This window comes from Mesorhizobium sp. M1328 (assembly GCF_040318075.1).
In the GTDB taxonomy this organism is placed as follows: Bacteria; Pseudomonadota; Alphaproteobacteria; order Rhizobiales; family Rhizobiaceae; genus Mesorhizobium.
In genome coordinates this window covers 1-16,542 of the sequence record NZ_JAMYLO010000009.1, presented here as the reverse complement: position 1 = coordinate 16,542, position 16,542 = coordinate 1, and the positions used below count along the sequence as shown (strand labels likewise).

General features: G+C 62.0%; 15 protein-coding genes. 4 read left to right on the top strand and 11 right to left on the bottom strand.

The features are described from left to right. Positions 1-5 precede the first annotated feature (5 nt). The 9 genes from NKH23_RS17390 to NKH23_RS17350 all read right to left on the bottom strand — a co-directional run bounded on the left by NKH23_RS17390 (position 6) and on the right by NKH23_RS17350 (position 10,342). Complete coding sequence (locus tag NKH23_RS17390; RefSeq protein ID WP_352721722.1) at positions 6-947, bottom strand: 2-hydroxyacid dehydrogenase; 942 nt, start codon at positions 945-947, stop codon at positions 6-8. Between the two features lie 96 nt (positions 948-1,043). Then, positions 1,044-2,672: an ABC transporter ATP-binding protein gene (locus NKH23_RS17385; protein ID WP_352721720.1), complete on the bottom strand. Its 1,629-nt coding sequence runs from the start codon at positions 2,670-2,672 to the stop codon at positions 1,044-1,046. After that, the gene (locus tag NKH23_RS17380) at positions 2,669-3,169 is read right to left on the bottom strand and encodes a type II toxin-antitoxin system VapC family toxin (protein ID WP_352721718.1); all 501 of its coding nucleotides are present in this window, start codon (positions 3,167-3,169) and stop codon (positions 2,669-2,671) included. The genes NKH23_RS17385 and NKH23_RS17380 overlap by 4 nt, the downstream gene beginning before the upstream one ends. Further along, complete coding sequence (locus NKH23_RS17375; protein ID WP_236379202.1) at positions 3,169-3,402, bottom strand: hypothetical protein; 234 nt, start codon at positions 3,400-3,402, stop codon at positions 3,169-3,171. The genes NKH23_RS17380 and NKH23_RS17375 overlap by 1 nt, the downstream gene beginning before the upstream one ends. A 97-nt stretch (positions 3,403-3,499) precedes the next feature. Next, positions 3,500-4,639: an ABC transporter permease gene (locus tag NKH23_RS17370; protein WP_292662261.1), complete on the bottom strand. Its 1,140-nt coding sequence runs from the start codon at positions 4,637-4,639 to the stop codon at positions 3,500-3,502. Next, positions 4,639-5,733: a microcin C ABC transporter permease YejB gene (locus NKH23_RS17365; protein WP_292662264.1), complete on the bottom strand. Its 1,095-nt coding sequence runs from the start codon at positions 5,731-5,733 to the stop codon at positions 4,639-4,641. Before NKH23_RS17365 ends, NKH23_RS17370 begins: the two co-directional genes overlap by 1 nt. A 30-nt stretch (positions 5,734-5,763) precedes the next feature. Further along, a complete protein-coding gene (locus tag NKH23_RS17360) occupies positions 5,764-7,632 on the bottom strand; it encodes an extracellular solute-binding protein (protein ID WP_352914384.1) in 1,869 nt (622 codons plus the stop codon). Further along, a complete protein-coding gene (locus NKH23_RS17355; RefSeq protein ID WP_352914387.1) occupies positions 7,632-9,515 on the bottom strand; it encodes an extracellular solute-binding protein in 1,884 nt (627 codons plus the stop codon). Before NKH23_RS17355 ends, NKH23_RS17360 begins: the two co-directional genes overlap by 1 nt. Before the next feature lie 173 nt (positions 9,516-9,688). Next, entirely contained in the window at positions 9,689-10,342 is a 654-nt protein-coding gene (locus tag NKH23_RS17350; RefSeq protein ID WP_352467475.1) for a c-type cytochrome, read from the bottom strand. 192 nt (positions 10,343-10,534) lie between these two features. Between NKH23_RS17350 and NKH23_RS17345 the strand changes: the two genes are divergently transcribed. Continuing rightward, a complete protein-coding gene (locus tag NKH23_RS17345; protein WP_352721714.1) occupies positions 10,535-11,263 on the top strand; it encodes a 3-deoxy-manno-octulosonate cytidylyltransferase in 729 nt (242 codons plus the stop codon). 32 nt (positions 11,264-11,295) lie between these two features. Further along, complete coding sequence (locus NKH23_RS17340; RefSeq protein ID WP_023717847.1) at positions 11,296-12,159, top strand: prephenate dehydratase; 864 nt, start codon at positions 11,296-11,298, stop codon at positions 12,157-12,159. Positions 12,160-12,166: 7 nt separating this feature from the next. Here the strand turns inward: NKH23_RS17340 and NKH23_RS17335 are convergent, their stop codons facing one another. Both NKH23_RS17335 and NKH23_RS17330 read right to left on the bottom strand, forming a co-directional pair. Further along, positions 12,167-12,523 (bottom strand): hypothetical protein, encoded by a 357-nt coding sequence (locus tag NKH23_RS17335; RefSeq protein WP_352721710.1) that lies wholly within the window; start codon positions 12,521-12,523, stop codon positions 12,167-12,169. A 54-nt stretch (positions 12,524-12,577) separates the two neighbouring features. Continuing rightward, positions 12,578-13,522, bottom strand: a complete 945-nt coding sequence (locus NKH23_RS17330) for a class I SAM-dependent DNA methyltransferase (protein WP_352721709.1) — start codon at positions 13,520-13,522, stop codon at positions 12,578-12,580. Between the two features lie 107 nt (positions 13,523-13,629). Between NKH23_RS17330 and NKH23_RS17325 the strand changes: the two genes are divergently transcribed. Together NKH23_RS17325 and NKH23_RS17320 are read left to right on the top strand one after the other, a co-directional pair. Then, on the top strand, positions 13,630-14,640 hold the full coding sequence (locus NKH23_RS17325; RefSeq protein ID WP_352721707.1) for a ligase-associated DNA damage response exonuclease: 1,011 nt from the start codon (positions 13,630-13,632) through the stop codon (positions 14,638-14,640). Between the two features lie 97 nt (positions 14,641-14,737). Beyond that, on the top strand, positions 14,738-16,339 hold the full coding sequence (locus NKH23_RS17320) for a cisplatin damage response ATP-dependent DNA ligase (protein WP_352721706.1): 1,602 nt from the start codon (positions 14,738-14,740) through the stop codon (positions 16,337-16,339). Positions 16,340-16,542: the final 203 nt, after the last annotated feature.

Genomic DNA, 16,542 nt, shown 5'->3' with positions numbered 1-16,542 from the left:
GAAAATCAATACCCCGCGTCGCGATCCACCACATTTTCCAGCGCTTCGCCGCGCTCGAAGGCGTCCATCTGGCGCAGCATGATCGGCGCCAGGTGGACCGGATCGGAGGTCGCCGCCGCATGCGGCGTCACGAACACTTTCGGATGGCTCCATAGCGGGCTGGTCTTCGGCAGCGGCTCGACCTCGAACACGTCGAGGCTGGCTTCCTTCAGCGTGCCGTCGTCCAGCGCGCGCAAAATGTCGGCGTCCTTCTGCAGCCTGCCGCGCCCGGCATTGATCAGCACCGAGCCGCCGAGCCCGTTGCGCTTGCGCAGCTCCTTCAGCACGCCGTAATTGATGATGCCGTGCGTCTGTGGCGTCAGCGGCAGAAGCACCACCAGGATGTCGGTGGCGTTTAGGAACGGGATCAGGCCGGCCTCGCCCGCGTAAGTCGAGACACCTTGCATCGGCCGGTCGCTGCGCGACCAGCCATTAACGGGAAAGCCGAGTGACAACAGCACCGATGCCGCCGCGCGGCCAAGCGTGCCGAGCCCCATAATGCCGACCGAGATGTCGCTGGCCGGCCGCTGCTGCGGTTCGTGCCAGATCTTCTTCTGCTGCTGGGCGCGGTAGAGCATGCCCTGGCGATGGTGGTCGAGCACCCGCCAGACGACGTATTCGGTCATGTACTGGGTCAGGTTGTCGGCCACCACCTTGACGACCGGTACGTCGGGCAAGGTGGGATCGGCGAAAATGTGGTCGACGCCGGCGCCGATCGAGAAGATGGCCCGCAGATTGGGCAGCGACGACAACAGGTTCGGCCGCTGTTTCCACACCACCGCATAGGTGATCGAGGGATCGCCGGCGCCATTCGGCTCGAGCACCACTTCGCGTTCCGCCGACAGCAGTTCGCGCCAGCGCAGCGGATGAATACCGGTGAGGGCAAGCAGTATGCGGCCTTTTTCCATTGCGGATTGTTTATCCCTTTTTACCAACAGCGTTCGCGTCCCAACGTGCAAGGGCGCGGCAGCGTTTTGATTTTGTGCATGATCTCTGGCGAAAATCTACTCGCTGACGATGCCGACCGGCGCCGTTTCGATCTTGAAGGCGGCCGAGATCAACGCCTTTGTATAGTCGGTCCGCGGGTTGCCAAAAATCTGTTCGGAAGGGCCGGCCTCGACGATCCTGCCATTGCGCATGACGATGACTTCGTTGGCCAGCGCGCGGATGACCCTCAGATCGTGGCTGATGAAGAGGTAGGCGAGGTCATGCTTGGCCTGCAGGCTGCGCAAGAGGTCGACGACCTGCGCCTGCACGCTCATGTCGAGCGCCGAGGTCGGCTCGTCCAGCATGACGAAGCGCGGGTTGAGCACCATGGCGCGCGCGATTGCGACGCGCTGGCGCTGGCCGCCGGAGAATTCGTGCGGATAGCGGTTGCGCGTCGCCGGATCGAGGCCGACTTCCTTCAGCACGTCGACGACACGCTCGTCGCGCGCATCGGGCGACAGTTTCGGCTCGTGGATCTTCAACCCTTCCTCGATGATCTCGGCGACCGACATACGCGGGCTGAGCGAACCGAACGGATCCTGGAAGACGATCTGCAGCTCGCGCCGCAGCGGCCGCATTTCGTTGAAGGACAGCTGATCGATGCCGCGTCCGTTGAACTGGATGGTCCCGGTCGACGAGATCATCCTGGCCAGCGCCAGGCCGAGCGTCGTCTTGCCGGAACCGGATTCGCCGACGACGCCAAGCGTCTGGCCGGCCCGCACCGTGACGTCGATGCCGTCGACCGCCTTCACATTGTCGACGGTGCGCCGGAAGAAGCCCTTCTTGATCGGAAACCAGACCTTGACCTCCTTGCCGACCATCACCGGCTTGGCGGTTTGGTTGGCCGCCGGCGGCTTGCCTTTCGGCTCGGCGGCAAGCAGATGCCGCGTGTAGGCGTGCTGCGGATTGGCGAATATCTCCTTGGTCGGGCCGGTCTCGACGATCTTGCCCTTGGTCATCACGCAGACCCGGTCGGCGATCTTCCTGACGATGCCGAGATCGTGGGTGATGAACAGCATCGACATGTTCTTGCGGCTTTTCAGGCCGGCGAGCAGTTCGAGGATCTGCGCCTGGACGGTGACGTCGAGCGCCGTCGTCGGCTCGTCGGCGATCAAGAGTTCAGGCTCATTGGCCAGCGCCATGGCGATCATGACGCGCTGGCGCTGGCCGCCGGAAAGCTGGTGCGGATAGGCGTCGAGCCGTTTCTCCGGTTCGCGGATGCCGACCTCGTGCAGAAGTTCCAGCGTGCGCGCCTTGGCTTTGCGGTCCCCCAGGCCCTGGTGCAGCTTTAGCACCTCGACGATCTGCTGCTCGATCGTATGCAGCGGGTTGAGCGACGTCATCGGTTCCTGGAAGATCATGGTGATCTTGTTGCCGCGCACCCGGCGCAGGTCCTTCTCGTCGGCGGCAAGCAGGTCGGCGCCGAGGAACAGGATCTTTCCCGACGGGTGGCTGGCGGTCGGATAGGGCAGCAACTTCAGCACCGACAGCGCGGTGACCGACTTGCCGGAGCCGGACTCGCCGACCAGCGCGACCGTCTCGCCCTTGGCGAGGTCGAAGGAGATATGGTCGACGGCGATCGACTGGTCGCCGCCTTGCGTGAAGGCGACGCTGAGGTCTTGTACGGAAAGGAGAGAGGCGGTCATGGCTCAATTTCCGCGACAACCCTGTCCAAGGCGGAAATTTCCGGTCGTATGATCGAAATTTTGGCTGCCATTTGAGGGGGAACGAGACGATTTGGCGCGATAGAATAGGTCTCTTTCAATCTCGTATCCGCAGTCAGAAATTGGGTGCAGCCGAAGTGCATCGCTGTGGAGAGATGGATCGCGTCCGGTAATCTCAAGGAAACGAATTCCGAACGCAACTGTGCTGCGTGCCAGAGAACCTCGCGAGTTACCGCCCCAATTGAGATGAAGGCGTTGCCGATTGATATATTGTCGTAGAGTTCGATCAGTCGCTCATTGTTCTTTCTCAAGGGATCGACCATCAACTCTGCGAGGACGATCTCACTCGTCGTCAGGAAAGGCTGCTTTCTGCCCCCGTTCAGTGAAATGACCTGAAGCAGTTTTTTTGCAAGCGCATCGTTGTTTTCAAAGGCATAGATGAAAATATTGGTATCGACATAAATCCGGACTGCAGCCATCAATCCTCCCACTCATCGCGGAGGGCACGAACACGCGCGACAGCCTCGTCGAGGCTTGTTCCCGGCGCGTTGGCCTGAGCATTCCGCATGAGTTCAAGCAATTGTTCGCGGCCAAGAGGCCTGTTGGCCTCCTCTTCCACTGTCACTTTGACCGAAGCGCTCGGAGCTATGCCTTTTCGCAGTTCATCCGGGAGCTTCGATGCCGGGTAGTGTTCAAGGATGACCCTATTCATAACCCTTTCCTTCCCCAACGCCTTGAGGATACGTCCGCTTTTGTCCGGATTGCCATTCTCGGGAATATAACATGCCGAATGCCAGCCCGCATCGCCCTCATCTGAACGTCTTGCGCGGATCGAAGGCGTCGCGCGTGGCCTCGCCGACGAAGACCAACAGCGACAGCATCAGCGAGATGACGACGAAGCCGGAAATGCCGAGCCATGGCGCGTTGAGATTGCGCTGCGCCTGCTTCAACAGCTCGCCGAGCGAGGCGGCGCCGGGCGGCAGGCCGAAGCCGAGATAGTCGAGCGAGGTCAGCGTCGAGATCGAGCCGCTGAGCAGGAAGGGCAGGAAGGTCAGCGTCGCCACCATGGCGTTGGGCAGCAGATGCCGGAACATGATGGTGACGTTGGACACGCCGAGCGCGCGCGCCGCATTGACATATTCGAAGTTGCGGGCGCGCAGGAACTCGGCCCGGACCACGCCGACCAGTGCCACCCAGGAAAACAGCAGCATCAGCCCGAGCAGGATGAAGAAGCCGGGCGGCAGGATGGCAGCAACGATCAAGAGCAGATACAGCACCGGGATGGCCGACCAAATCTCGATGAAGCGCTGGAACAGAAGGTCGGTCCAGCCGCCGAAATAGCCCTGCAAGGCGCCGGCCGCCACACCGATCAGCGCCGAGCCGGCGGTCAGGATCAGGCCGAACAGCACCGAGACCCTGAACCCGTAGATGACGCGCGCCAGCACGTCGCGGGCCTGGTCGTCGGTGCCGAGCCAGTTCCAGTTGCCGACGATGCAATTGGGGTCCGCCTCGCCTTTCGGATACTGGTTGCAGCGCGTTTTCTTGTCGTAGAGCCAGGACGGCTTGGTCGGTGCTGCCTCTGGAATGGAGTTGTTGACGGTCTGGTAGGAGTAGCGCACCGGCGGCCAGATCATCCAGCCATTGGCATTGATCTCGTCCTGGATGACCGGGTCGCGGTAGTCGGTGACCGCATAGAAGCCGCCGAACTTCTCCTCGGGATAGGCGACCAGGACCGGAAACAGGATCTCGCCCTTGTAGGAGGCGATGATCGGCTTGTCGTTGGCGACCAGTTCCGAACCCAGCGACAGCACGAACAGGAACAGGAAGATCCACAACGACCAGTAGCCGCGCCGGTTGGACTTGAAGTTCTGCAGGCGCCGCTGGTTGAGCGGCGACAGAAAGGGCCGCGCGATCCGTGCCGGCGCCGTTTCGGCTGTGGCCTGCGCCATCAGACGTCTCTCCGCTCGAAATCGATGCGCGGATCGACCCAGGTGTAGATCAGGTCGGACAACAGCCCGACGAACAGGCCAAGCAGCGAGAAGATGTAGAGATTGGCGAAGACCACCGGATAGTCGCGCTGCACCACCGAGTTGAAGCCGAGCAGGCCGAGCCCATCGAGCGAAAAGATGTTCTCGATCAGCAGCGAACCGGTGAAGAACGCCGAGATGAAGGCACCGGGGAAGCCGGCGATGACGATCAGCATGGCGTTGCGAAAGACGTGGCCGTAGAGCACCCGCCGTTCCGACAGGCCCTTGGCGCGGGCGGTGACCACATATTGCTTGCGGATTTCCTCGAGGAAGGAATTCTTGGTCAAAAGCGTCGTCGTGGCGAAGGCCGACAGCACCAGCGCCGTCAACGGCAAGGTCATGTGCCAGAAATAGTCGCCGATCCGCGCCGGCCATGACAATTGGTCCCAATTGTCCGAGGTGATTCCGCGCAACGGAAACCAGTCCCAGAACGAGCCGCCGGCAAACAGCACCATCAGCAATATGCCGAACAGGAAACCCGGAATGGCGTAGCCGACGATGACGACGCCGCTGGTCCAGACATCGAAGGTGGAGCCGTCCTTGACTGCCTTGCGGATGCCGAGCGGGATCGAGATCAAATAGGACAAAAGCGTGATCCACAGCCCGATCGAGATCGACACCGGCATCTTTTCCAGGATCAGGTCGAGCACCGATATGTCGCGGAAATAGCTGTCGCCGAAATCGAAACGGAGATAGTTCCACAGCATCATGCCGAAGCGCTCGAGCGGCGGCTTGTCGAAGCCGAACTGTTTCTCCAGCTTCTTGATGAATTCCGGATCGAGCCCTTGCGCACCGCGATATTTCGAGCCGACGTCGCCGGCCACATCGAAATTGGCGCCGCCGGCATCACCCCCGCCGCCGCCGAGGCGATCGCTGCCGCCCTGGTTGGTCAGCCTGGCGATGACCTGCTCGACCGGCCCGCCCGGAGCAAACTGGATGACGGCAAATGACACCGCCATGATGCCGAACAGGGTCGGGATCATCAACAGGATGCGGCGCAGTATATAGGCGCCCATCAGGCTCTCTGCCTCGCTTGTGCGAAAATCTCAGGCTTTGCCAATCTGTGCCGCCTTGTCTTTGTCGAACCACCACAACGTCTCGACCGGAAAGCCGTAATCCGGCTTCTGAGCGGGAAAGCCGAACATGTCCCAATAGGCCGCTCGGTGATTCGCCTGATAATATGTTGGAATCCAGTCGAGCCGCGCGCGCAAGACCCGATCGAGGGCATTGAGCGCGGTGACGAGTTCGATGCGGGTCTGCGCCTTGCCGGCTGCCTCGATCAGCGCGTCGATGGCTTTGCTTTCCGTACCTGGATAGTTGCGCATCCCCGGCGTTTTCGCCATCCGCGAAGCATAGAGGATCTCTAAACCGTCGGTGGTGGGCGTCGCCCCGATCAACCATGCGAGCATGTTGAAGTCGAAGTCGAAATTGCTCTGCCGCGCTTCAAATTGCGTCGAATCGACCTGCCGGACCGAAGCGTCGATGCCAATCGCCTTCATATTCTCGGACCAGGGCGCCAACATGCGAACCAGGCCCTCGTCCTCGGCCAGCATTTCCACCCGCAGCCGCTCGCCTTTATCGTTGACGACGAAATTGCCCGCTCGCTTCCAGCCGGCTTCGGCAAGCAGCCTCGAAGCCTCGCGCAGCAACTTACGGTCATGGCCAGAACCGTCGGAGACGGGTTGCATCACCGGTTCGCCAAAGGTCTCCGGCGGCAACTCGGCTCGAAATGGCTCCAGCAGTTTCAGTTCCTGGGGCGAGGGTAGGCCCTCGGCCTTGTAATCCGATCGTTCGAAGTTCGATTGCGAACGCTCGTAGGCGCCGAAAAACAGCACCCGCCTGGTCCATTCGAAGTCGAAGCAATAGGCGATTGCCCGTCTCACGCGTATGTCGCGGAATTGTGGACGGCGCTGGTTCAGCGCGACAGCCTGCATGGAGGGCGATTTCTCGCCGGGAAATTCCCGTTTGATGACCCTGCCATCCTTCAGCGCTGGAAAGTCGTAACCGGTCGCCCACACCCGCGATGTGAATTCTTCGCGAAAATGCGTGTCCCCTTTCTTGAAAGCTTCAAACGCTGCCTGGCGATCAAGATAGAAATCGATGCGGATGCGGTCGAAATTATTAAGCCCGCGGTTCACGGCCAGATCGCGGCCCCAATAATCGGCGACGCGTTCATATTCGACAGTCTGCCCGGCCGCGACCCGTCCCGCCCTGTATGGTCCGGAGCTAAGCGGTGGGGTTAACGTCGAGGCGTCGAAATCGTTGGCCGTGTAGAAGGCTTTCGACACGATCGGCATAACAACGATGGCGAGGATATTCTGCGCGGACTGTTGGCCGTTGAAGGCAAGGCTGACTGTAAGCGGATCGATTGCGACCGCATCCGTCATATGCCGCAGCGGTTGGGAAAGATTCGGATGTCCGCGCTCTTTGTAGAGGTTCAATGCGAAGGCAACGTCCTCCGCGGTTAGCGGCGAGCCGTCATGGAAGCGGGCTTGTGGCCGCAGGCTGAAGCGGAAGCCATTGCGGTCCTGCGACAAGGTAACGGATTCGGCAAGCAGGCCGTAGACCGCATCCGGCTCGTCAAGTGCGCTTGTCATCAGCGAATCGAAACAGAGCTCGGTGCGCGGCGGCGAATCCCCCTTCAACACCAGCGAGTTCAACGTGTTGAAAGTCAGGAAGCTTTGATTGAAGGTAGCGTTCGGCGGGGCGAAATTCATCCGGCCGCCCTTGGGAGCGTCCGGGTTGACATAGTCGAAATGCTTGAAATCCGGCGCGTATTTGAGATCGCCGAAGGCGGACAGGCCGTGCAGTTTCACGCCGGTCGGGATCGTGGCGAAAGCCCGGCCGGGCAGCCATGCAGCTGCCGCGGCGGCACCGCCCAGGGCGAGGAAGTAGCGACGGGGCAGCGCCGCCATCAATTGCCACTCTTGTATTTGGCCGCCAGCGCCTTTTCCTTGTCCGGATCGATCCACCAGGAATCCGTGTCCACGCCTAAATAGGCAGGCTGCTTTTCAGGCATGCCGAACTTGTTCCAGTAGGCCAGCCAGACCACCGGCCTATGCCATTGCGGCACGACATAGTAGTTCCATAATAGAACTCGGTCGAGCGCATGGGTGGCAGCAACCAGATCGTCGCGGTCGGTGGCGTAGATAACGCGGTCGACCAGCGCGTCGACAATCGGATCCTTAATGCCCATCAGATTGCGTGAGCCAGGTGCGTCGGCGGCTTTTGAACTCCAGAAGTCGCGTTGCTCGTTGCCGGGCGAATCCGACTGTGGGAAGATCCCCGTCACCATGTCGAAGTCGAAGCTGCGGGTGCGGTTCACATATTGACTGGGGTCAACAATGCGAAGTGCGGCATCAATACCGATCTTTCGCAAATTATCGACGTAGGGATTTGCGATGACTTCGTCTGTCGGGTCCCGTCCCAGGATCTCCAGCTTGAATTGCTGGCCCGTTTGGGCATTGACCATTTTGCCGCCCTTGATGACCCAACCAGCCTTGGCGAACAGGTCGACCGCGGACTTCAGGTATTTACGCTCCGCCTGCGGCGTGTCGTAGACCGGCAGTTTGAATTCCTCGGTGAACACTTCAGGCGGCAGCTTGTCACGATATTGCTCGAGAATCTCCAGCTCCTTGCCTTTCGGCAGGCCGCTGGACGCCAGGTCGGTGCCCTGGAAATAGCTGCTCGTGCGGGTGTTAAGACCGAAGAACAGCGTACGATTCATGCTTTCGAAATCGAGCACGTCGGTCAACGCCTCGCGTATGCGTCGATCCTGAAACTGCGGACGTCGCAGATTAAGCGCGAAACCCTGCATCGGCTCGGGCGACTCGGTCTTGAACTCCCTCTTGATGACGTCGCCTTGCTTGATCGCGGGAAAGTTATACGCCGTCGACCAGCGTCTGGAGCTGTTTTCCGCGTTGATGTCCTCAAGCCCTCCCTTGGTGAATGCCTGCCAAGCTGCATTCTCATCGAGGATGTAGGTGTACCGCTTCGTGTCGAAATTCTCTCGGCCGATCTTCACCGGCAACTTGGCGGCCCAATAGTCAGGCACGCGCTGCCATACAATTTCCGAACCTGGCTTGAAGCTGGCGATCTTGTAGGCGGCCGAACCCAGCGGCGGCTCCAGCGTCGGCCGGGTGACGTCGCGCTTCTTGCCGTTGGCGTCATTGCCTTCCCACCAGTGCTTGGGCAGTACGACGAGATCGCCGAGAATCTTGGGCAGTTCGCGATTGCCCTTCTGGCTGAAATGGAACTCGACCTCTCGATCGGAGATTGCGACCGCATCGGTAACGTTCTCGAAATAACGGCTATATTGCGGGCTGTTGGCCTTTAGCACCTGGAACGACCAGATCACGTCGTCGACGGTAATCGGCTGACCGTCATGCCACTTCGCCCGCGGATCGAGCCGGTAGGTCGCCGAGGAATAATCGGCCGGATATTTATAGGCTTCAGCGACCAGCGAATGGCTGGTGCTGCCTTCGTCGGTCGCCTGCTCCATTAGCGTGTCGTAGAGCAGACCGCCGCCAAAAGGGACGAAGCCAGCGGCGGCAGAACCCTGGACGATGTAGGGATTGAAGCTGTCAAACGTGCCGGGCGCCACCGAATTCAGCGTGCCGCCCTTTGGTGCATCTGGATTGACATAATCGTAGTGTTTGAAATTGTCGCCGTATTTGGATTCGCCGATCAGCGACGAGGTCGTGCGCCATTCGTCCGCGAAGGCCGCCTGCAGGCCGCCGGCAAAAGCAGCCAGCATCAGCACCGATTTCAGAAGCGTCCGCGCTCGGCCAACCGTCATGCGTTCTCCCCTTCGCGATATAGCGCCGTCACCATAGCGTCTGGGCCCAATCTAGATCATTTGGCGCCGCTGAAAACCGCAACCGAGCGGCTTTGTCGTCGCATATGCATTTTTCCTAACGAAAAAGCCGGGCTGAACCCGGCTTTTTCAAGGATTATGTCATTACAGTTTTGTTATTTTGCGGGTGCGGCCGGAGCGGCTGGCGCCGCGCCTTCTGCCGGCTTGGCAGGGGCTGCACCTTCGGCCGGCTTGGCGGGCGCGTTCTCGGCCGAGGCGCCGGGTGCCGGCAGCGGCTTCGGATTGTCCGACAGCGTGCGCAGATAGGCGATGACGTTGGCGCGGTCCTCATCTTTCGGCAGGCCGGCGAAGCCCATCGCCGTGCCCTTCACGAACTTCTTCGGCGAGGTGATGAAGTGGTTCAGGTTGTCGTAGGTCCACTTCTCGCTGCCGCCCTTGGAGAACTCTTTCATGCCGGCAGAATAGGCAAAGCCCTCATGCTCGGCGACCGGACGGTCGATGATGTCCCACAGATCGGGCCCGACCTTGTTGGGGCCGCCCTTTTCGCCGGAATGACACGCCTGGCATTTCTTGAAGATGGCGGCGCCGGCTTCGGCGTTGGCGGTGGTCAGCAGCTCGGCGATCGGCTTGGCCTCCGCGGCGGGAGCGGCCGGGCCGCCTTCGGCGGGCTCGGTCGCCTCGATGGCGAAGCCGGGCTTTTCCGGCGCTGGAGAGGCAAACAGCGCGTCGGACACGATGCCAACGGAAAAGACAATGAACACGGTGCCGAGGAAAGCGGCGAGCAGCTTGTTGACTTCGTTGGAATCCATACGCCCCAGGCTCCCTTTTCCGGCGGACCGATCCGTCCACTCCGTCCGTCGGTATCGTGAACCACCCTGCGAGGCGGTCAAATCGCGCGGAAACTAGGTCTTTTGCTCCGGCGTTGCAACACCTATAAGGGCGCTGCCAGTGAGACCTTTTGCCACTTTTGTCCTCCTCTTTTTCGAGCCCCTGCCCGCCTCATGTCCACGCTCATCCTGATCCCGGCCCGCATGGCCTCGACCCGCCTGCCGGGCAAGCCGCTGGCCGACATTGCCGGCACTCCAATGATCGTCCACGTCGCCCGCCGCGCCGCCGAAGCGGGGCTCGGCCGGGTGGTCGTCGCCACCGATACGCAAGGCGTTGCGGAGGCGGTGCGCGCGCATGATTTCGAGGCGGTGATGACGCGGGCGGACCACGAAACCGGTTCCGACCGCATCTTCGAAGCGCTGACCATTCTCGACCCTGGCAACAGCGTCGAGACGATCGTCAATGTGCAGGGCGATCTGCCGACTATCGACCCCCTTATTATCGGCGCCGCGCTGAAGCCTTTCGAGGACGCTGCGGTCGATATCGCCACGCTCTGCGTCGAGATCGTCCGCGACGAGGAAAAGACCAATCCGAATGTCGTCAAGCTGGTCGGCTCGCCACTCTCGGCGACACGGCTCAGGGCGCTCTATTTCACCCGCGCCACCGCGCCCTGGGGCGAAGGCCCGCTCTACCATCATATCGGCCTCTATGCCTATCGCCGCGCCGCACTCGAACGCTTCGTTGCGCTGAGGCCGTCGCCGCTGGAGCGCCGCGAGCGGCTGGAGCAATTGCGGGCGCTGGAGGCCGGCATGCGCATCGATGCGGAGATCGTGCAGTCGGTGCCGCTTGGCGTCGATACGCCGGACGATCTCGAACGCGCCAGGGCGCTCCTTTCCAACTAAGAAATTCTTCCCCAATTCCCGAGACTCTGCGCATGCCTGAAAAGACCAACAAAATATCCTTCCAGGGCGAGCCGGGCGCCAATTCCGACACCGCCTGCCGCAACATGTTCCCGTCGATGGAGCCGTTGCCGTGCCCGACCTTCGAGGACGCCTTCAACGCGGTCGAGACCGGCAAGGCCGATCTGGCCATGATCCCGATCGAGAACACCATTGCCGGCCGCGTCGCCGACATCCATCACCTCTTGCCGGAATCGAAGCTGCACATCATCGGCGAATATTTCCTGCCGATCCACTTCCAGCTGATGGTGCTGCCCGGCGTCAGGCGCGACGAGATCAGGACCGTGCACAGCCACATCCACGCGCTCGGCCAATGCCGCAAATACATCCGCAAGAACGGCTGGAAGGCGACGGTTGCCGGCGACACCGCGGGCGCCGCCAAGATGGTCGCCGCGATGAAGGACCGCACCATGGCCGCGCTGGCGCCGGCGCTGGCCTCGACGCTCTACGGGCTCGACATCATCGAGGAGAATGTCGAGGACACCGACAGCAACGTCACCCGCTTCGTCGTGCTGACTAAGAACAAGCAATGGGCCGAACGCCCCTCGGCCGACGCCAGGATGATGACGACCTTCATCTTCCGCGTCCGCAACGTGCCGGCGGCGCTCTACAAGGCGATGGGCGGATTCGCCACCAACGGCATCAACATGACCAAGCTGGAAAGCTACCAGCTCGGTGCGTTTACAGCGACGCTGTTCTACGCCGACATAGAGGGCCATCCCGACGATCCGCTGGTGAAGCTGGCACTCGACGAGTTGCGGTTTTTCTCGCGCGAGATGCGCATACTCGGCGTCTATCCCGCCAGCGCCTCGCGGGAGCAATGGAAGGTGGCGGATTAGGATCCGGTCAGGTCAGGCCGAACTTGTTCTGTTTGGCCGGCTTGCCGCATTCGCGGCGGCTGATCGACCGGTTCATGGCGTCGATCTTGCCGCTTGCCTGGTCGGCGTCACGCTTGGCTTTTGAGCGCGTGTCCGGCGTGAACGGGCCAAAGCCCGTCGCCGGGTTGGAGAAGGACGGCTTGGCGTCCACCGGCAAATGATATTGCTGCGCCAGGCCGTTTCGTTGCGCCAGCAATTGATCGCAAGGCACCTTGTCATATAGCAGCGAGGACTGGACGTTTTCGTCCTGCCGTTCGGACATCGAATTGCCGACGCAGCCGGCCATCGCCAGGCAAGACGCCAAGACCATCATGTTCCAGCGCATGAACGTGCTCCTTGTCTTTCGCAGCTGCCGCGCTCCTGCGCAGCGGCAGGAGTCTTAGCCAGATTTTACGCTGCCGGAAAGCAAGCTTGCCACTACGGCCAGCCCTTCGACCGGTTCGCGGCGATCCTGCCGGATAATCGTTGCCTGCAGCGACAGGACCGAAAAGCCGTTGGCGTCCAGAACCCGCTCTACATAGCTTTGCGAATGCGCGTAGCGGCGGGACGGCAGCAAGGCGAAATCGCCGCTGCCAGACGAGTCGCCGCCGGCGAGCGTCTCGACGGAGAACGCAAACAAACCGCCGCCGGCAAGCATTCCGGCAATCTTATTCACCACCTTGTCGAGTGCGCCGACATAGATGAACACATCGGCCGCCGTAACCAGATCGGCTTTCGGGCCAGAATAGGAAAACTCCTGCAGGTCCGCCTTGACGAGCAGATCGTAGACACCCTTGGCGCGCGCCTGCCTCAGCATGCCGGCCGAGATGTCGTAACCCTCCAGCCGATCCGCTATCGGCCGCAGCTTCTGGCCCATGAGGCCGGTGCCGCAGCCGAGATCGAGCACCAGCGAAAACCGGCCCGCCCGTGCTGCCCGGATGGCGCGGTCGAGGCATTCGGGCAGACGATAGCCGAGCCTGTCGACCAGCTCACCCTCGAAGCTCCCGGCATAGTGGTCGTACAGCGTCTCGACAAAGGCGCTGGGCGGCGCCTGGGCCGCCGCTGTCCTGCCGATCAATTGCAGCTTGAGCACCGCGCCGAGCCTGTCCGCCGGGTCGAGCCGCAGTGCCGTCGTCCAGGCCTGCGCGGCGAGATCGGGCGCGCCCGCCGTCTCCTGCATCTCGCCGAGGCGGAACCAGCCGGCTGCCCATTGCGGCGCCAGTTCGAGCGCGCCGAGCAGCAATTCCGCCGCTGCCGCATGATCGCCGGATGCATAGAGCATTTCGGCATAGTCGGCGCGGCGGTCGGCGGTCAAATCGCCGGACGAGGTCTGGAGCGGTTTCATTGTGATCGAGTTCCGCCGGGTGTTGCAGCCGGCTTGCGCTCTATGCTGGAGTCAGCAGTGACTTACAAAAGGCTTCCCGCGCCGGAATTAGCGCCTATCTTGGGGCCATGCGCGCCAGCGACCTGCTTCATCCCCGGCCGGAAGGGCTGTATTGCCCGCCCGGCGATTTCTTCATTGACCCGGTGCGGCCGGTCAACCGGGCGCTGATCACGCATGGCCATTCCGACCATGCCCGCTCCGGCCACCGCTCGGTGATGGCGACGCAGCAGACGCTCGACATTATGGGCCTGCGTTACGGCGAAGGTTTTGCCGGAACGACGCAAGCCGCGGTGCTCGGCGAGACGATTGCGCTTGGCGGTGTGGCCGTCAGCTTTCACCCGGCCGGCCATGTGCTGGGCTCGGCGCAGATCAAGGTGGCGCATCAAGGTACGTGCATCGTCGCGTCCGGCGACTATAAACGCCAGAAGGACGCGACCTGCGAGCCGTTCGAGCCGCTCAAATGCGACGTCTTCATCACCGAAGCGACGTTCGGCCTGCCGGTGTTCCGCCATCCGCCCGATAGCGAAGAGATCGCCCGGCTGCTGAGATCGACCGAGCAGTTTCCCGAGCGCACGCATCTGGTCGGCGCCTATGCGCTCGGCAAGGCGCAGCGCGTCATGCGCCTGCTGCGCGATGCCGGCTACGAAAAGCCGATCTACATCCATGGCGCGCTGGCCAAGCTCAGCGAGTATTACCAGAGCCAAAATATCGATCTCGGCACATTGGAACCGGCGACCGTCGAGACCGGCCAAAAAAGCGACTTTGCCGGCGCCATCGTCGTCGGCCCGCCATCCGCCTTCGCCGATCGCTGGGCGCGGCGTTTTCCCGATCCGATGTCGTGCTTCGCCTCAGGCTGGATGCGCATTCGCCAGCGCGCCAAGCAGGGCGGCGTCGAGCTGCCGCTGATCATCTCCGATCACTCCGACTGGGACGAACTGACGGCGACGATCAAGGAGACCGGCGCGGAAGAAATCTGGGTAACGCATGGCCGCGAGGAGGCGCTGGTGCGCTGGTGCGAACTCGAAGGCATCGCCGCCAGGCCACTGCATCTCGTCGGTTATGAGGACGAGGGCGATTGATGGCAATTGTTGAACCACCAATCGCGGGCGCCGCGATCCTTCACACCCCCCTCTGGGGTGTGACAGAGCGCAAACCTATCCTGTTGGCGCCCCTCCCATGAACCGCTTCGCCGAGCTTCTCGACCGTCTCGTCCTGACGCCGTCGCGCAATGGCAAGCTGACGCTTTTGACCGACTATTTCCGCAGCGTCGAGGATCCGGATCGCGGGCTGGCGCTGGCGGCCATCACCGGCGATCTGTCCATCGCCGCGGTCAAGCCGGCGATGCTGCGCACGCTGGTGATCGAGCGCATGGATCCGGTGCTGTTCGGCTATTCCTACGACTATGTCGGCGATCTGGCCGAGACCGTGTCGCTGGTCTGGCCGCAAGCGCCGGTCGATATTGCGAACCACGAGCCGACGCTGGCCGAGGTGGTGGCCAAGCTGCAGGCGGCGAGCCGTTCCGACGGGCCGCAAGTGCTGGCCCGGCTGCTCGACAGCGCCAGCACTTCGGCGCGCTTCGCCATCATAAAGCTGGTCACCGGCGGCCTGCGCATCGGCGTCTCGGCGCGGCTGGCCAAGCAGGCGCTGGCCGATTTCGGTAAGGTCGATATCGCCGAGATCGAGGAACTCTGGCACGGGCTGACGCCGCCTTATACGGCGCTGTTCGCCTGGCTGGAGGGCAAGGCGGAAAAACCCAGGAAAACGGCGCTGGCGCTGTTCAGGCCAGTGATGCTGTCGAATGCCGTCGGTGACGGCGATCTCGAAAAGCTCGACCCGGCCGACTACGCGGCCGAATGGAAATGGGACGGCATCCGCGTCCAGGCGGTTTGCGAAGGCGGCATTCGCCGGCTCTATTCGCGCACCGGCGACGATGTCTCCGGCGCCTTTCCGGACCTTGCCGAGGCGATGGATTTTTCCGGCGCCCTCGACGGCGAGCTTCTGGTCGGTGACCCCAGGCAGGCGACGGGCACCTTCTCGGACCTGCAGCAGCGGCTGAACCGCAAGAGCGTGTCACCCAAGATCCAGCAGCAATACCCGGCCTTCATGCGCTGCTACGATGCGCTGCAGATTGGTGACGAGGATGTGCGGGGATTGCCCTTCCGCGAACGGCGCGGCCGGCTTGAGGCCTTCGTGAGGACACTCGATCCGAGTCGCTTCGATATCTCACCACTGGTCGAATTCACCGACTGGCAGGCGCTGGAGGAATTGCGCCGCAAGCCGCTGCATCCGGTCATCGAAGGCGTCATGCTGAAGCGCTGGGATTCGCCTTATGTGGCCGGGCGGCCGAAGGGTCCGTGGTTCAAATGGAAGCGCGATCCGCACACGGTCGACGCGGTGCTGATGTATGCCCAGCGCGGCCACGGCAAGCGCTCGAGCTTCTATTCCGACTACACATTCGGCGTCTGGTCCGGGCCGGAAGGATCGGAGGAGCTGGTGCCGGTGGGAAAAGCCTATTTCGGCTTCACCGACGAGGAACTGAGGCAAATCGACAAATATGTCCGCGACAACACGATCGAGCGCTTCGGCCCGGTCCGCTCGGTGCGTGCCGACCGCAGGAACGGGCTGGTGCTTGAGGTAGCCTTCGAAGGGCTCAACCGCTCGACGCGGCACAAATCCGGCGTTGCCATGCGCTTTCCGCGCATTTCGCGGCTGCGCTGGGACAAGCCGGCGGCCGAAGCCGACCGCATCGAGACTCTGCAGGCGCTGCTCGATAGTTAATGCATGTCGCGCAAGGTGTGCAGCGGTTTTGCGATGACGACATGCGTCAAAACAAGAACCTAAAGCGTGTCGCATGAGGCAGGTCGAACGCGACGTGCTTTAGAGCGGTTCCCCCTTTGACGGAATCAAAGGGGATTCCAGATTTATCTGTTTTGTGATTCAAGATGCTGGCTGGAGTGGAGGCCAGCATCGGATGACCCGAC

Excerpts from the sequence above, each read along its gene's own strand:
- NKH23_RS17390 (WP_352721722.1), bottom strand. The coding sequence starts at position 947 with ATGGAAAAAGGCCGCATACTGCTTGCCCTCACCGGTATTCATCCGCTG.
- NKH23_RS17385 (WP_352721720.1), bottom strand. The coding sequence starts at position 2,672 with ATGACCGCCTCTCTCCTTTCCGTACAAGACCTCAGCGTCGCCTTCACG.
- NKH23_RS17380 (WP_352721718.1), bottom strand. The coding sequence starts at position 3,169 with ATGGCTGCAGTCCGGATTTATGTCGATACCAATATTTTCATCTATGCC.
- NKH23_RS17375 (WP_236379202.1), bottom strand. The coding sequence starts at position 3,402 with ATGAATAGGGTCATCCTTGAACACTACCCGGCATCGAAGCTCCCGGAT.
- NKH23_RS17370 (WP_292662261.1), bottom strand. The coding sequence starts at position 4,639 with ATGGCGCAGGCCACAGCCGAAACGGCGCCGGCACGGATCGCGCGGCCC.
- NKH23_RS17365 (WP_292662264.1), bottom strand. The coding sequence starts at position 5,733 with ATGGGCGCCTATATACTGCGCCGCATCCTGTTGATGATCCCGACCCTG.
- NKH23_RS17360 (WP_352914384.1), bottom strand. The coding sequence starts at position 7,632 with ATGGCGGCGCTGCCCCGTCGCTACTTCCTCGCCCTGGGCGGTGCCGCC.
- NKH23_RS17355 (WP_352914387.1), bottom strand. The coding sequence starts at position 9,515 with ATGACGGTTGGCCGAGCGCGGACGCTTCTGAAATCGGTGCTGATGCTG.
- NKH23_RS17350 (WP_352467475.1), bottom strand. The coding sequence starts at position 10,342 with ATGGATTCCAACGAAGTCAACAAGCTGCTCGCCGCTTTCCTCGGCACC.
- NKH23_RS17345 (WP_352721714.1), top strand. The coding sequence starts at position 10,535 with ATGTCCACGCTCATCCTGATCCCGGCCCGCATGGCCTCGACCCGCCTG.
- NKH23_RS17340 (WP_023717847.1), top strand. The coding sequence starts at position 11,296 with ATGCCTGAAAAGACCAACAAAATATCCTTCCAGGGCGAGCCGGGCGCC.
- NKH23_RS17335 (WP_352721710.1), bottom strand. The coding sequence starts at position 12,523 with ATGCGCTGGAACATGATGGTCTTGGCGTCTTGCCTGGCGATGGCCGGC.
- NKH23_RS17330 (WP_352721709.1), bottom strand. The coding sequence starts at position 13,522 with ATGAAACCGCTCCAGACCTCGTCCGGCGATTTGACCGCCGACCGCCGC.
- NKH23_RS17325 (WP_352721707.1), top strand. The coding sequence starts at position 13,630 with ATGCGCGCCAGCGACCTGCTTCATCCCCGGCCGGAAGGGCTGTATTGC.
- NKH23_RS17320 (WP_352721706.1), top strand. The coding sequence starts at position 14,738 with ATGAACCGCTTCGCCGAGCTTCTCGACCGTCTCGTCCTGACGCCGTCG.